The organism is Pseudomonas sp. GNP014, from assembly GCF_054344005.1.
Window position 1 is genome coordinate 2803800 of record NZ_JBTGUS010000001.1, and the last position, 13280, is coordinate 2817079.

Sequence of the window (13280 nt, forward strand, 5' to 3'; positions counted from 1 at the left end):
CGACGGAGTTCCTCAGGCCAACCCCAGAACCTTGAAAACAAATGCGTATTCGAGCGCTACGTCACGTAATCCCTGATAACGCCCGCTCATCCCGCCGTGCCCGGCGCCGAGTTCGGTCTTGAGCAGCAGCACGTTATCGTCGGTCTTGGTCGCCCGCAGTTTCGCCACCCATTTGGCCGCTTCCCAGTACTGCACGCGGCTGTCGTTGTAGCCGGCGATCACCAGTGTTGCCGGATAGGCCTGCGCGGTGACGTTTTCGTAAGGAGCGTAGGCCTTGATCCGCTCATAGACGTCCGGCTCTTCGGGGTTACCCCATTCGTCGTATTCGGTGACGGTCAGCGGCAGCTCCGGGTCGAGCATGGTGTTGAGCACGTCGACGAACGGCACTTCGGCAATCGCCACGCCGAACAGGTCCGGGCGCTGATTGAGCACCGCGCCGATCAGCAGCCCCCCGGCACTGCCGCCGCTGATCGCCAGTTTCTCGGCGGTGGTGATGCCGTTGAGGATCAGGAATTCGGCGCAGGCAATGAAATCGCTGAAGGTGTTGTGCTTGTGTTCCTGTTTGCCGGCGCGGTACCAGGCTTCGCCCAGCTCGCCGCCGCCACGCACGTGGGCGATGGCAAACGCCATGCCGCGATCAAGCAGACTCAGGCGCGCGTGGGAGAACCACGGGTCGAGGCTGGAGCCGTAGGCGCCATAACCGTAAAGGTACAGCGGCACCGCTTTGCCGACCATTTCGCGCTTCATCACCAGGCTGATCGGCACCTGCGTGCCGTCCGGCGCGGTGGCCCACAGGCGTTGGCTGACGTAGGCGTCGGCGTCGAACGGGCCGAGCACCGGGGTTTCCTTGAGGACGGTTTGCTCGCCGGTGACCAGCAGCAACTGTCGCACCTGCGCCGGACGGTTCAACGCCTCGTAGCGCAGACGAATGCGATCGCTGTCGAACTCCAGGCTGTTTTGCACATAGAGGCTGTAGGCCGCATCCGGCAGTTGCACGCGATACGAGGGCAAACCCTGTGAGTGCACCTCGATGATCGGCAGGCCGCCTTCGCGCAGGCTCAGGGTCATGGCCTCGGCGTTGAGGGTGACGCCGTCGAGCATCACCGTGTCGCTGTGCGGGATCAGGTTCTGCCAGTCGGCTTCGCTCGGCGCGACCCCTGTGTCCGGCGCCTGATACAGGGCGAAGTTGATGCCGTCGCGGTTGGTGCGGATGAACCAGGTCCATGCGCCATCGAGCATGCCGTGGTCGACATCGTATTCGTGATCTTCGACCCGTGGCGCCAGGCAGGTGAAGGCCAGGTGCGGCTGATGCGCGTCCAGAGCCCAGACTTCAGTGGTGGTCTTGCTGCCCAAGGTCAGCAGCAATTGCTGTTCGGAGCTGGAGCGATAGCAATGCAGGAAGAAACGCCCGTCCGGCTCGTGGAACACCTCTTCGGCGGCGGTGCCGTCGAGGCGGTAGCGAAACAGTTTGTGCGGGCGGTGGGTGTCGTCGAGTACCCCGAAAAACAGGGTCAGGCTGTCGTTGGCCCAGGTCATGCTGCCGTCGCAGTCTTCGAATTCCAGTTCGCTGACCTTGTCATTGGCCAGTTCCTTGACGAACAGCGTGTAGATCTCGTCGCCCGACGCGTCGACGCTGTAGGCCAGGCGCTGGTGATCCGGGCTGATGCTGAATGCGCCGAGAGAGAAAAAGCCGCCATTGGCCAGCACGTTCGGGTCGAGCAGCAGTTGCTCGCGGCTTTCGTCGAGGGTCAGGCTGTCGTCCGCCGGACGCGGGCAGCGGTAATGCCGGGCGTATTCGTCGCCAGCGGTGGTGCGCGTGTAATACAGATACGGACCCCACGGCGAGGGCAGGGACAGGTCGGTCTCGAGAATCCGGCCCTTGATCTCTTCGAACAGGCTTTCGCGCAGTTCGGTCTGGTCGGCGGTTTGTGCTTCCTGATAAGCGTTTTCAGCCTTGAGGTAGTCGAGCACCGCGTCGGTGTCGCGCTCCTGCAGCCAGGCATACGGGTCGGCACCGGGCGCCTTGTGGGCAATCGGAGCAGTGATGACGTGGGCGGATTGGGGCATGGAAGGCTCTCGGACAATGTTCGGAAATAGGGGGGGCGCCGCTCTTGAGACCGCCACCGCCCCCTGTGGGAGCAAGCTTGCTCGCGAAGGCGTCGTGTCAGATGACATTTGTTTCACTGACCCACCGCTTTCGCGAGCAAGCTCGCTCCCACAGGTTGGCTGCTGGCCGTCTGGCATTGGGACAAGCCTGGCGGACGAAAAGTCGTTACTATAAGCGCCTCTTTGCCTGCCTTGCCATGGACACCATGACCGAGAACGACTATCTGATCGCCTGGGGCCTCTACGCCTTTGCCGCTGTAGGCTGCCTGTTGGTATGGATGCGCCTGACCCGCTGGATGTGGCGCTGGCTGCGCGAGCCGCTGCGGGTGCTGATGGCGGTGTTGCTGTTCAGCCCGACCATCATTGACCCGGTGAAAGCCAAGGTTGCACCGTCCATCGCCATCACTGCGCTGGATCTGGCCTTCAAGGTCGGCAACAACGCCTGGCGGGCGATTTCCGACCTGTTCATGTACGGCATGATCGCCTTTGGCATCTACCTGATTTTCGTGTTGATCCGCTTCCCGATCGAACGCGCCTCCCGCGCCCGTCGCGAGCAGGCCGAGGCCGCCAAAGCGGCGGCGCGTGCCGATGACCGTGACGACGATCAACCGTTCGGCGCTGCCGGTGATGACCGCTACGGTCGTCCGCCGGTGCCGAACAATCCGCAGCGCATGCGGGTCGAGCCGCGTCTGTAATCCCGAGAGTCCGCACATGTGTGAATTACTGGGCATGAGTGCCAACGTGCCGACCGATATCGTGTTCAGCTTCACCGGCCTGATGCAGCGCGGCGGGCGTACCGGCCCGCACCGCGACGGCTGGGGCATCGCCTTCTATGAAGGTCGCGGTTTGCGCCTGTTTCAGGACCCGGCCGCCAGCAGTGAGTCGGAAGTCGCCAATCTGGTACAGCGTTATCCGATCAAGAGCGAAGTGGTCATCGGCCATATTCGTCAGGCCAACGTGGGCAAGGTCTGCCTGTCCAACACCCACCCGTTCGTGCGTGAACTGTGGGGACGCAACTGGTGTTTCGCGCACAACGGCCAGCTCGCCGATTTCACTCCGATCAAGAGTTTCTACCGCCCGGTGGGCGACACCGACAGCGAAGCGGCGTTCTGCGATTTGCTCAACCGCGTGCGTGCAGCCTTCCCGGAACCGGTCGATATCGAAGTGCTGTTGCCGGATCTGGTCGCCGCGTGCGCCGAATACCGCAGCAAAGGCGTGTTCAACTGCCTGCTCAGCGACGGCGACTGGCTGTTCTGCTATTGCTCGACCAAACTGGCACAGATCACCCGACGCGCGCCGTTCGGTCCGGCACGGCTCAAGGACGTCGATGTGATCGTCGATTTCCAGGCCGAAACCACGCCCAACGACGTGGTCACGGTGATCGCCACCGAGCCTTTGACCGAAAATGAAACCTGGACCCGCTACGAACCGGGCCAATGGAGCCTGTGGCGACGCGGCGAATGCGTCAGCCAGGGCACGACCGAATAAGGATTGCACCCCATGTTGCTCAGTTATCTACGGCTGGTGTTGTTTGCGGCGGGCCTGTTGATCGGTGTCCAGGTGCCGGGGTTCATCAGCGATTACGCCAAACGCGTCGAGGCGCATCTGATCGAGGCGCAGACCGGTCTGCGTGGTTTCCAGGGTACTGCCGAGCAGTTCTTCAAGGGCGACTTGCAGGCGCTGGTCGCGCATTACCGTGCCAGTGAAGACCCGGTGTTTCGCAGCGATGCCGACAGCCTGAGCACCTTGCTCAACCGGCAGATCGCGCTGGACAAGCAATACCAGGCGATGCAAGGCCCGTGGTACATCCGTTTTCTGCAGGTGGTGCTGGCGGCAGATCCCGACATTCGCAAGGAAACCTGGAACGGTTACAGCTACCAGATCCTGCTGACGCCAGAGGCGATGATCTGGGGCATGAGCGGGGCGTTGTTGCTGTCGTTCGGCATCGAGTGCCTGATTCGTCTGATTGACTGGGTGGTGCTGGGCGGCCGGCGTTTGCGCCAGAGCCGGCCGATCGAAGACCGCGACGTGCGCGGCTTGTAAGTTCTGCACAATCCCTTGAAGTGAGGGGATTTTGTGGTGAGGGGATTTATCCCCGATGGGGCGCAAAGCGGCCCCCTTATGGTGTGTCAGATAAACCTGATGCTGCAGGTTTAAGGGCTGCTACGCAGCCCATCGGGGATAAATCCCCTCACCACAGGTGTGATCAGTCAGTGAGGGTGATGTAGTTCTCGCCCACCTTGCGCGCATAGTCCCCCAGCACCTGCTGACACAACGTCACGATTTCCTCGACCCACTCAACCCCCACCCGCCAAGACACCACCACCTGCAGATTTGGCGGTCGCTGATCAATGTCCAGCAAGGTCAATTCGCCTCGCGCCAACTCCTCGGCGACCAACACCGGTGGTAGCACGCCGATGCCAAATCCATCACGCAACAACCGCGTGATCGCCGACACCGAATTCACGCAATTCAAGCGTGGCGTCAGCACGCCGTTGGCCTGCATCAGCGCCAGGAGGTCCTGATGCGGCCGGGAGTTTTTCGAGTAGGTGATGATCCGTTCCTGCGCCAGTTCGGCCAGGTCGGCGTAGTCGCGGTTGTAGATTGAGTTACTGGCGACGATCCAGCCCAGCGGATGACTGGCCAGCTCCAGACTGCGCACGCTTTCATGGCGGATCAGGTCAGTTTGCAGGACGATATCGAGAAAGCCTTTTTGCAACTGATCGCAGAGGTTCAACGACGTATCCGCCACCAGCTCGATTTCCACCCGTGGATACAGATCAGTCATCTGCGCCACCAACGGGCTGAGCCAGGTGTGGATCACCGTGTCCATCACCCCGATGCGCACCCGGCCGACCTTGCTCGAACGGGTCTCGATCGAGTGCTTCAGCGCCTGCATGGTGTCGAGCATCTGCTCGGCATAGTCCAGCACCTTGAGGCCTTCGGGCGTCAGGCTGACGCCGCGTGAATCACGTAAAAACAGCTTCACCCCCAGCTCGCCCTCGAGCACTGCGATGCGGCTGGAAATCGACGCCTGGGTGGTGAACAGCTTGTCGGCGGTCAGGCGAAAACTCTTCAGCCGGGCGACCCAGACAAAGGTCTCGAGAAACTTCAGATTCATGGCAACGGCTCGGGTGACAAATTTTTCTTATGCCTAAGGCGGGTTTTTATTCGTTGGACGCAGCCGGGCGACGCGCCCAAAAATCGGCGTATCCGGCCCCCACGATAGGCGTCGTCGGGGCTACGAACAAGACCAATAAAAAACCTGCGGAGATAAGCCATGAGTGCTCCCGACACCCTAGAAGCATCCACGGCAACGGCGCGTCCGGGGCCGTTCGACTGGTATCGCAACATCAATCAGCAAGAGCGTCGCACGTTCTGGAGCTGCAAGATCGGCTATGGCCTCGACGGCATGGACACGCAGATGCTCAGCTTCGTGGTGCCGACCCTGATCGCCATGTGGGGCATCAGCACCGGGCAGGCCGGGCTGATTCACACCAGCACCCTGATCGCCTCGGCCATCGGCGGCTGGGTGGCCGGGATTCTCTCCGACCGCATCGGCCGCGTGCGCACCCTGCAACTGACGGTGCTGTGGTTCGCCTTCTTCACCTTCCTCTGCGGCTTCGCCCAGAACTATGAGCAACTGCTGATCGCCCGCACCCTGATGGGCTTCGGTTTCGGCGGCGAGTGGACCGCCGGCGCGGTGCTGATCGGTGAAGTGATCCGCGCCAAGGACCGCGGCAAAGCGGTGGGCATGGTGCAATCCGGCTGGGCCCTGGGCTGGGGGCTGACGGCGATTCTGTATGCGCTGCTGTTCTCGGTATTGCCGCCGGAAGACGCCTGGCGCGCGCTGTTCATCCTCGGCATCGTGCCGGCGATTTTTGTGATTTTCGTCCGTCGCCTGGTGAAAGATCCGGAGATCTATCGCGAGGCCAAGGCTGCGCAAACCCCGGAGAATTCGGCAAAGTTCTACGAGATTTTCGCCCCCGGCATGCTGTTCACCACGTTCCGCGCTTCCCTGTTGACCACCGGCGCTTTGGGCGGCTACTACGCGATCACCTCCTGGCTACCGACATTCCTCAAGAATGAACGCGGTTTGAGCGTGCTCGGCACCGGCGGCTATCTGGCCATGGTGATCGTCGGTTCCTACGTCGGCTATGTGATCAGTGCTTATCTCACCGACCTGTTGGGACGTAAAAAGAATTTCATCCTGTTTGCGGTCGGCTCGTTCACCATCGTCTTGCTATACACGCAGATGCCCGTCAGCAACGGCGTGATGCTGTGGCTGGGTTTTCCGCTGGGTTTTTTCGCTTCGGGAATTTTCAGCGGTATGGGCGCGTTTCTCACCGAGCTGTTTCCTACGCGGATTCGCGGTTCGGGCCAAGGGTTTTGCTACAACATCGGCCGGGCGCTGGCGGCGCTGTTTCCGCTGCTGATCGGCTTGCTCAGTCAGAAAGTCCCGCTGAGCGTGGGTATCGGCGCGTTCGCGGCGGTGTCCTACGGGGTGGTGATCCTGGCGGCGTTGAGCCTGCCGGAAACCCGCGGCAAGCAACTGGATGCGCAGTAACTGATAACCTGCGGGGGCAGTGCCCACCGGGCATTTGTCCTACGGATAGAAAGACAAAAAGCTACAGGAGTGTTGACCGTGAGCCGCCTGTTATTGAATTGCGACATTGGCGAGAGTTTCGGCAGCTGGACCATGGGTCTGGACGCCGAAGTCATGCCTTTCATTGATTGCGCCAATGTGGCCTGCGGTTTCCATGCCGGTGATCCGGGCATCATGCGCAAAACCGTCAGCCTCGCCTTGAGCCACGGCGTACAGATCGGTGCGCATCCGGCCTATCAGGATCTGGTCGGTTTCGGCCGCCGCTCGATGGCGTATTCGGCGCAAGAACTGCAAGACATCCTGCATTACCAGATCGGCGCCCTCGACGGCATTTGTCGGGCACAGGGCGGGCGAGTCAGCTACGTCAAACCCCACGGCGCGATGTACAACGACATGATGGCCAACCCGGCGCAATTGCGTGCGGTGATTCAAGCTGTCGCCGCTTACGATCGCAGCTTGCCGCTGATGCTGATGGCCACCCGCGACAACGCGTTGGCGCAACAGCTCGGTGACGAGTACGGCGTGACCCTGTGGTTCGAAGCCTTCGCCGACCGTGCCTACGACAGTGCCGGCAGACTGGTATCGCGGCAACAGCCGGGCGCAGTGCATCACGATGCGCAAACCATCATCGAACAGGCCCTGACCATCGCCCGTGGCGGCGACCTCGTTGCCAGCGACGGCAGCGCGCTGTACCTGCAGGCCAACACCTTGTGCGTGCATGGCGACAACGCCAGTTCGGTGGCCGCCGTGCAACGCATTCGTGAGGCCCTGAACCAGCAGAGCGCGCCATGAACCCACGGATTGAAGTGGTGGCCCTGGACTGCCTGATGCTGCGCCTGTTCGATGAAATCGCCGAAGCCAACATGCCGTGGATGCTCGCCGCCAGTGAACGCCTGCGGGCCACGTTTGGCGCGCAGTTGATCGACCTGGTGCCGTCCTACACCACGTTGATGGTGCATTACGACCTGACCGCGCTGAGCCCGAATCAGGCCCGTGAATTGATCGCGCAAGCCCTGATCGAGCTGTCGCCGAATGCCCGAACGGCCGGCCAGTGTCATGTGCTGCCGGTCTGGTACGACCTCAGTGTCGGCCCCGAGTTGAGCCTGTTGGCGCAACGCAGCGGCTTGTCGGTGGAGGAGGTGATCCGGCGTCACAGTGGACGGGAATATCAGGTCTTTGCGCTTGGGTTTGCCCCGGGTTTTGCCTTCATGGGGCTGGTGGAAGAGGTGCTGGCAGCGCCGCGTCTGGACACCCCGCGCAAGAAAGTCGCCGCTGGCAGCGTCGGTATCGCCGAGCGCCAGACCGCCGCGTATCCCGTGGTGTCTCCCGGTGGCTGGAACCTGATCGGGCGCACCCCGGCCAAACTGTTCGACCGCCATCGCGACGGTTACAGCCTGATGCAGCCGGGTGACACGGTGCGATTCGAAGCGGTCAGTCACGCCGAGTTCATTAATCTTGGCGGCGACGACACCCCGCTGGAGGCGCTGACATGAGCCGACTGATGATAGAGGCGAGCACGCCCCTGTGCTTGTTGCAGGATGCCGGACGTTTTGGCGTTCGCCATTTGGGCGTGACCCAGGGCGGCGCGGCGGATTGGTGTTCGATGAGCTGGGCCAACTGGCTACTGGGTAATCGACTGGACCTGCCGGTGATCGAAATCACCCTCGGCGGGTTTGCCGTGGTAGCGCAGGAGGATTGCTGGCTGGCCTTGGCCGGCGCTGATCTCGATGCACGAATCGACGGTCAGCCGTTGGCGCCATGGCGCAGTTTCAAACTGGGCAAAGGGCAGCAACTGCAGTTCACCCAACCGTTGCTCGGGGCCCGGGCTTATCTGGCAGCCCCCGGTGGTTTTGATGCGCCGAAGGTGCTGGGCAGCAGCGCCACCGTGGTGCGCGAAGAACTCGGTGGTCTCGAGGGGCTGGGATTGCCACTGGCCAAGGGCGCGACGCTGAGTTACCACGCAGAAGTGCTGCCGGTGCGTGAAATGTCGCAGGAACATCGACCTGATTTGCGGCTGAATACGCCGCTGGACCTGGTGCTCGGCGCACAGATCGGCCAGTTCAGTGGGCAAAGTCTGTTTGATGTCTTCAACAGTCGTTGGACGCTCGACAGTCGCGCCGACCGCATGGGCATTCGGCTGCTGGGCAAAGCGTTGCAGTATCAGGGCCAGCCGATGATTTCCGAGGGGATTGCGTTGGGTGCGGTGCAGGTGCCGCCGGACGGGCAGCCGATTGTGCTGCTCAATGATCGGCAGACCATTGGCGGCTATCCGCGGTTGGGGGCGTTGACGCCTTTGGCGCTGGCGCGTCTGGCGCAGTGTCTGCCGGGGGCGCAGGTGCGGTTGAGACCGGTGGTGCAAGAAGTCGCGCACCGGGAGCATGTCGAGTATTTGCAGCGCTTTTCGATTCGCTAAAAGCATCGCGGGCAAGCCCGGCTCCCACAGTGTTCAGCGGTGTTCACAAGATTTGTGTCCAACTCGAGAACTGTGGGAGCGGGCTTGCCCGCGATGGCGTCCGTCCAGACAGCAGCAATTATTTGGACAGAAACCGCATCCCTTCTTCCAACCCGCGCAGGGTCAGCGGATACATCTGATCCTCGATCAAATCACGCACGATATTGGTCGAGGAGGTATAGCCCCACGTGTCCTTTGGATACGGATTGATCCAGATGAGCTTCTTGTACTTCTCCATGAAGCGCTGCATCCACACGTAGCCCGGCTCTTCGTTCCAGTGCTCGACGCTGCCGCCGGCCTGGGTGATTTCATACGGCGCCATCGCAGCATCACCGATGAAGATCACTTTATAGTCGGCACCGTACTTGTGCAGCAGGTCCTGGGTCGAGGTGCGCTCAGAGGTGCGGCGCATGTTGTTCTTCCACACCGATTCATAAATGAAGTTGTGGAAGTAGAAGTACTCCAGATGCTTGAACTCGGTCTTGCAGGCCGAGAACAGTTCCTCGCAGATCTTCACGTGTGCATCCATCGAGCCGCCGATGTCGAACAGCAACAACAGCTTCACCGTGTTGCGCCGTTCCGGGCGCATCTGGATATTCAGCAGGCCGGCGTCCTTGGCGGTGTGGTCGATGGTGCCGTCGATGTCCAGCTCTTCCGCCGCGCCCTGGCGGGCGAACTTGCGCAGACGACGCAGGGCGACCTTGATGTTGCGCGTGCCCAGTTCCACCGAGTCGTCGAGGTTCTTGTACTCGCGCTGATCCCAGACTTTGACGGCTTTGCCCTGACGCTTGCCAGCATCGCCGACACGGATGCCTTCCGGGTTGAAACCGCCGGAACCGAACGGACTGGTGCCGCCGGTGCCGATCCATTTGTTGCCGCCGGCGTGGCGTTCCTTCTGTTCTTCCAGACGCTTCTTGAACTCTTCGATCAGCTTGTCGAGGCCACCGAGGGACTGAATCTGCGCGCGCTCTTCATCGGTCAGCGAGCGCTCGAATTCCTTGCGCAACCAGTCTTCGGGAATCAGCGCCTGCAAGTGATCGTCGAGTTTTTCCAGGCCATTGAAGTAAGCGCCGAACGCGCGGTCGAACTTGTCGAAATGCCGTTCGTCCTTGACCAGAATCGCCCGCGATAAGTAGTAGAACTCGTCCATGTCGGCGAAGGTCACGCGCTGTTTCAGCGCGTTGATCAGGTCGAGCAGCTCGCGCACCGACACCGGCACCTTGGCTGCACGCATTTCATTGAACAGATTGAGCAGCATGACGATGCCCTTATCGAGAGCCGCGACGGCTCATGAACGCCAGACGCTCAAGCAGTTGCACGTCCTGCTCGTTCTTCACCAGCGCACCGGCCAGCGGCGGAATGGCTTTGGTCGGATCGCGCTCGCGCAGCACCGCTTCGCCGATGTTGTCAGCCATCAGCAGCTTCAGCCAGTCCACCAGTTCCGAGGTCGACGGCTTCTTCTTCAGGCCCGGCACCTTGCGCACGTCGAAGAACACGTCCAGCGCTTCGCTGACCAGATCCTTCTTGATGTCCGGGTAGTGCACGTCGACGATTTTCTGCAGGGTGGTGCGGTCCGGAAAGGCGATGTAGTGGAAGAAGCAGCGGCGCAGGAAAGCGTCCGGCAGCTCTTTCTCGTTGTTGGAGGTAATGATGATGATCGGGCGCTTTTTGGCCTTGATCGTTTCGTCGATCTCGTAAACGTAGAACTCCATCTTGTCGAGTTCTTGCAGCAAGTCGTTAGGGAACTCGATGTCGGCCTTGTCGATTTCGTCGATCAGCAGAATGACCCGCTCTTCTGACTCGAACGCTTCCCACAGCTTGCCCTTCTTCAGGTAGTTGCGCACGTCGTGGACTTTTTCGTTGCCCAGTTGCGAGTCGCGCAGACGACTGACCGCATCGTACTCGTACAGACCCTGGTGGGCCTTGGTGGTGGACTTGATGTGCCAGGTGATCAGCTTGGCGCCGAACGATTCGGCCAGTTGCTCGGCGAGCATGGTCTTGCCGGTGCCCGGTTCGCCCTTGACCAGCAGCGGCCGCTCCAGGGTGATAGCGGCGTTGACCGCCAGCTTCAGGTCATCGGTGGCGACGTAGGCCTGGGTGCCTTCGAACTTCATCTGCTAATCCTCGAACGGTAACGCCGACCTGCACGGGCAGGGCGGGGGCGAAAAAATCGGATGCCCCGACTATAACGCGCAGCCCGGTCGACTGTGAACGCAGACGGCTTATTCAGTCTCTGAATGGGGCGTCACATGTTGACTCGGTTTCGGCGCGGGGCCAGTATTCAGGTATCGCCGATTTGGCGATAGCCTTTCGGGCATGACGACTAAATACCGATTTCGCGACAAATACCGCATTCAGTTGCGTGAGAAGGATCACCCTCCACCCCATGTCCACTTGATCGGTGGCGGGGTGGAAGTGATGCTGAGCGTTGAAAGCGTTGAAGTCACGACGGGCAAGGCACCACCGCTGATTATCAAGGACGCATTGGCTTGGGTGGCGGCTCATCAAGCGCGACGGCGGGAGGACTGGAAACGATGTTATCCATGAAAAGGCCTCGTCTGTCGGCTGTGCAGGCGCTATCGGATTTTCGATTGAAACTGACTTTTATTGATGGTCAGGATCTGACGCTTGATCTGCGCCGAGATATCCACGCTTATCCAGGTCTGCAACCATTGCTGGATCCCGAACTGTTTGCGACTGCGACCCTGGACGACCATGGCTGGACTGTCGAATGGCTCGAGCCCGATATACAGATTGGCGCAGACACGCTTTATATGGATGCACTGGCTCAAAACACTGCCGATGAAAACACCCGTATTTTCATCGGTTGGCGCGCACGTACCGGACTCTCTCTGAATCAGGCAGCCGAGGCGCTGGGTGTCAGTGCCCGCAGCATCAGCCGATACAGTAACGGGCGGGAGACGGTGCCAAGGTCATTAGCCTTGGCTTGTCTCGGTTGGGACTCATTGCAGCAAAAGTCCACGCTGGCAGCTGAAGAGTCTGGTCGATATGTGGTCAATCGTAAGTCTTAGCCCGCATCCGGCTTCGGCCGTTCATACCGCGCATTGAAAGCCTGGATGAAACCATTGCGCAAAATCTGCAAGAACGCTTCGAATCCATTGATGTTTTGCTGATGCACGTTGCCACTGAGTTCGACCTTGGTGGCGAACTGGTTTTTGGCCTGGTTCTTCAGCACGGTTTCCGAGCCGCCGACGATGGCCTCCCAGACTGAGCGGAAGATGCTCTTGTCCTTGTTTTCCACGTCCTGTTGCCAGTTGAACACTTCGACGTCACGCAGCAGTGGCTTGATGTAGCCGCTGACCTGAGCTTTTTTCGCCTGGGCTTCGATGACCACGTCGCCGTGGCCGGCGTTGAAATCGAACTTGCCGTAGGCCGAGGCGAAGTCGTTCATGCGCTTGAGTTCGATGTCACGGGCACGCAGGCGGAACTGGAAGTCTTCGAAATTGCTCAGCGGGTCGAAGGTGGCGGTGGTTTCCAGTGGTGCATGCCCCAGCAGCAGGGCCTTGCCTTCGAAGCGGGCATCGCGTTTGCCCTGCTTGTCGACCACGTTGGTCAGGTTGTAGACGCTGGCCTCGACCTGGGTGGCATTCATATTCACCGGTGGGCTGGAGCTGAAGTTGCGGAAGCTGATCTTGCCGTCGTGGATCTGCACCTCGTCGAGGGTGATCGGCAGCAATTTACTGAGTTGTGCACGCCAGTCGGTGCCTTCACCGGTCTGAGAGTTCTGCTTGTTGGCCCCGCCATCGACGAAGTTGACCTCGGGATTGAGGAACTGCACCTGCGCCACCACGGCATGGTCGTACCACAGCGAGTGCCAGCTGACCGCCAGATCAATCACGGGGGCGTTGACGAACGGCACCGGTACCTTGCCGTCGACCTTGACGATTTTCAGCCCGTTGATCTTGTAGGCGCCGCGCCACAAAGCCAGATCAACGTCGGTAATCTGGCCCCGATAATCGCCCATGTCCGCCAGTTTGCCGTTCAGATAGTCGCGCACCATGTAGGGCAGGGCGATGTGCAGCGCGATCAGCAACACAACGACGACGGCAAAAATCCCTAATGGCCAGCTGTAGCGACGCTTCATGACGGTAATTC

General features: G+C 60.7%; 14 protein-coding genes. 9 read left to right on the top strand and 5 right to left on the bottom strand.

The window, feature by feature from the left end; all coding sequences use genetic code 11:
• Nucleotides 1-12: 12 nt before the first annotated feature.
• Nucleotides 13-2067 carry a S9 family peptidase gene (locus tag ACXX9E_RS12615; RefSeq protein ID WP_458555491.1) on the bottom strand — a complete coding sequence of 685 codons (2055 nt, stop codon included), beginning with the start codon at nucleotides 2065-2067 and terminating at the stop codon, nucleotides 13-15.
• A gap of 236 nt (nucleotides 2068-2303) precedes the next feature.
• On the opposite strand from ACXX9E_RS12615, the gene ACXX9E_RS12620 reads away from it, so the two are divergent.
• From ACXX9E_RS12620 to ACXX9E_RS12630, 3 genes are read left to right on the top strand one after another with little or no spacing between them, the layout of a single operon-like run.
• Nucleotides 2304-2801 carry a hypothetical protein gene (locus tag ACXX9E_RS12620; RefSeq protein ID WP_064586450.1) on the top strand — a complete coding sequence of 166 codons (498 nt, stop codon included), beginning with the start codon at nucleotides 2304-2306 and terminating at the stop codon, nucleotides 2799-2801.
• A gap of 16 nt (nucleotides 2802-2817) precedes the next feature.
• Complete coding sequence (locus ACXX9E_RS12625) at nucleotides 2818-3594, top strand: class II glutamine amidotransferase (protein ID WP_025110635.1); 777 nt, start codon at nucleotides 2818-2820, stop codon at nucleotides 3592-3594.
• Nucleotides 3595-3606: 12 nt separating this feature from the next.
• Complete coding sequence (locus tag ACXX9E_RS12630; protein ID WP_128616348.1) at nucleotides 3607-4149, top strand: DUF2937 family protein; 543 nt, start codon at nucleotides 3607-3609, stop codon at nucleotides 4147-4149.
• A gap of 163 nt (nucleotides 4150-4312) precedes the next feature.
• On the opposite strand, the gene ACXX9E_RS12635 is transcribed toward ACXX9E_RS12630, so the two are convergent.
• On the bottom strand, nucleotides 4313-5227 hold the full coding sequence (locus ACXX9E_RS12635; RefSeq protein WP_340133375.1) for a LysR family transcriptional regulator: 915 nt from the start codon (nucleotides 5225-5227) through the stop codon (nucleotides 4313-4315).
• A 159-nt stretch (nucleotides 5228-5386) separates the two neighbouring features.
• Here ACXX9E_RS12635 and ACXX9E_RS12640 point away from each other — a divergent pair, with 159 nt between their 5' ends.
• The 4 genes from ACXX9E_RS12640 (at nucleotide 5387) to ACXX9E_RS12655 (ending at nucleotide 9125) form a co-directional block, all read left to right on the top strand.
• Nucleotides 5387-6673 carry an MFS transporter gene (locus ACXX9E_RS12640; RefSeq protein WP_123465518.1) on the top strand — a complete coding sequence of 429 codons (1287 nt, stop codon included), beginning with the start codon at nucleotides 5387-5389 and terminating at the stop codon, nucleotides 6671-6673.
• Between the two features lie 78 nt (nucleotides 6674-6751).
• Nucleotides 6752-7504: a 5-oxoprolinase subunit PxpA gene (locus ACXX9E_RS12645; RefSeq protein ID WP_458555492.1), complete on the top strand. Its 753-nt coding sequence runs from the start codon at nucleotides 6752-6754 to the stop codon at nucleotides 7502-7504.
• The gene (gene pxpB / locus ACXX9E_RS12650; RefSeq protein WP_123465522.1) at nucleotides 7501-8205 is read left to right on the top strand and encodes a 5-oxoprolinase subunit PxpB; all 705 of its coding nucleotides are present in this window, start codon (nucleotides 7501-7503) and stop codon (nucleotides 8203-8205) included. The genes ACXX9E_RS12645 and pxpB overlap by 4 nt, the downstream gene beginning before the upstream one ends.
• Nucleotides 8202-9125 carry a 5-oxoprolinase subunit C family protein gene (locus ACXX9E_RS12655; RefSeq protein ID WP_458555493.1) on the top strand — a complete coding sequence of 308 codons (924 nt, stop codon included), beginning with the start codon at nucleotides 8202-8204 and terminating at the stop codon, nucleotides 9123-9125. Before pxpB ends, ACXX9E_RS12655 begins: the two co-directional genes overlap by 4 nt.
• 118 nt (nucleotides 9126-9243) lie before the next feature.
• On the opposite strand, the gene ACXX9E_RS12660 is transcribed toward ACXX9E_RS12655, so the two are convergent.
• Together ACXX9E_RS12660 and ACXX9E_RS12665 are read right to left on the bottom strand one after the other, a co-directional pair.
• Complete coding sequence (locus tag ACXX9E_RS12660) at nucleotides 9244-10422, bottom strand: vWA domain-containing protein (protein WP_007956512.1); 1179 nt, start codon at nucleotides 10420-10422, stop codon at nucleotides 9244-9246.
• A 10-nt stretch (nucleotides 10423-10432) separates the two neighbouring features.
• A complete protein-coding gene (locus ACXX9E_RS12665) occupies nucleotides 10433-11278 on the bottom strand; it encodes an AAA family ATPase (RefSeq protein ID WP_025110627.1) in 846 nt (281 codons plus the stop codon).
• A 202-nt stretch (nucleotides 11279-11480) separates the two neighbouring features.
• Between ACXX9E_RS12665 and ACXX9E_RS12670 the strand changes: the two genes are divergently transcribed.
• Together ACXX9E_RS12670 and ACXX9E_RS12675 are read left to right on the top strand one after the other, a co-directional pair.
• Nucleotides 11481-11711 (top strand): DUF4160 domain-containing protein, encoded by a 231-nt coding sequence (locus tag ACXX9E_RS12670; RefSeq protein WP_458555494.1) that lies wholly within the window; start codon nucleotides 11481-11483, stop codon nucleotides 11709-11711.
• Entirely contained in the window at nucleotides 11699-12196 is a 498-nt protein-coding gene (locus tag ACXX9E_RS12675; RefSeq protein ID WP_458555495.1) for a DUF2442 domain-containing protein, read from the top strand. The genes ACXX9E_RS12670 and ACXX9E_RS12675 overlap by 13 nt, the downstream gene beginning before the upstream one ends.
• On the opposite strand, the gene ACXX9E_RS12680 is transcribed toward ACXX9E_RS12675, so the two are convergent.
• Nucleotides 12193-13269 carry a DUF748 domain-containing protein gene (locus tag ACXX9E_RS12680; protein WP_458555496.1) on the bottom strand — a complete coding sequence of 359 codons (1077 nt, stop codon included), beginning with the start codon at nucleotides 13267-13269 and terminating at the stop codon, nucleotides 12193-12195. The two genes, ACXX9E_RS12675 and ACXX9E_RS12680, sit on opposite strands and share 4 nt — an antisense overlap.
• Nucleotides 13270-13280 lie beyond the last annotated feature (11 nt).